Raw genomic sequence first — 1,406 nt, forward strand, 5'->3', positions numbered from 1 at the left:
CAGCTACACCCGCCCCACCATGCTGAGCCAATTGGGCGACCACCGCTTTGCCGCCGAAGGCTCCCCTGCCGACTGCGTGCTGGCGGGCATTCATGTGGTGATGCAGGGCGCAAAACCCGATCTGGTTTTGTCCGGTGTAAACCGCGGCAACAATTCGGCTGAGAACGCGCTGTACTCCGGCACGCTGGGCGGCGCGATGGAGGCCGCGTTGCAGGGCATCCCGGCAATGGCGCTGTCACAGTATTACGGCCCTGCCAACCGCGAGACCGCAAACCCGTTCGAGGCCGCCGCCGTGCACGGCGCTGCCCTGGTGAAAAGGATTCTGGCCGCCCAGCCGCTGGACCAGCAGGACTACCGGCTGTTTTACAACATCAACTTTCCGCCGGTCCCGGCAACAGGCGTCAAGGGCACCCGCGTGGCCACGCAAGGATTCCGCCGCGGCAGCCATTTTTCCGCGGAAGAACAACTCTCGCCCACCGGCCGCCGCTACCTGTGGATCCGGGGCGGCAACCAGCAGGTTGAGACCACCGCCGGTTCAGACGCCGCGGTCAATCTCGGCGGCTATATCTCTGTCACCCCGATGCGTGCCGACCTGACCGCGCGCGATGCACTGGGCGCGCTGAAGGCAATTGAATGAGCGGACCGGATCCCGAAACCAAAATGCAATTCCTCTACTCTGTGCGCTCGCGCGGGGTGACGCACAGCCAAGTGCTGGAAGCGATCGAGCAGATCGACCGCGGCATGTTCGTGCGCGGCATCTTTGCCGAACGCGCCTATGAAGACGTGCCGCTGCCGATTGCCTGCGGCCAGACTATCTCGCAGCCGTCCGTGGTCGGCATGATGACCCAGGCGCTGCAGATCTCCCCGCGCGACACGGTGCTGGAGGTCGGCACCGGCTCGGGCTATCAGGCGGCAATCCTGTCGAAACTGGCACGCCGGGTCTATACAATCGACCGCCACGCAAGGCTGGTGCGCGAGGCGCGGGCTGTGTTTGAGCAGCTGCAGCTCTCCAATGTGACCTCGCTGGTCGGCGACGGCAGCCACGGCCTGAGCGAACAGGCGCCGTTTGACCGCATCATCGTGACCGCCGCCGCCGAAGATCCGCCAAGCCCCCTGCTAGCGCAGCTCAAGACCGGCGGCATCATGGTGCTGCCGGTGGGGCAGTCCGACCATGTCCAGACCCTGATCCGGGTGCGCAAAACCGAAGACGGGCTGGATTATGACGAGCTGCGCCCGGTGCGGTTTGTTCCGCTGCTTGAGGGATTGGGCAAGGACACGTAGACTACCGGCGGATTTCAGCCGCCCCCCGGACGGCATGGGCTATAGTGATTGACGCGAGCGAACCCCCGCGAAAAAGGGGAAGCGTGTTTTGAGGAGAGCAAAATGACCCGGACCACCCCCACCCG

At 64.9% G+C, this 1,406-nt stretch carries 2 protein-coding genes; both read left to right on the forward strand.

The window, feature by feature from the left end; translation table 11 throughout:
* Positions 1 to 637: 5'/3'-nucleotidase SurE (locus A2I95_RS37895; RefSeq protein WP_291737577.1), on the forward strand; the 637-nt coding region annotated here is incomplete at its 5' end.
* Complete coding sequence (locus tag A2I95_RS37900; RefSeq protein ID WP_027258457.1) at positions 634 to 1,281, forward strand: protein-L-isoaspartate(D-aspartate) O-methyltransferase; 648 nt, start codon at positions 634 to 636, stop codon at positions 1,279 to 1,281. The genes A2I95_RS37895 and A2I95_RS37900, both read left to right, overlap by 4 nt.
* Positions 1,282 to 1,406 lie beyond the last annotated feature (125 nt).

It is taken from the genome of Leisingera sp. F5 (assembly GCF_001593695.1).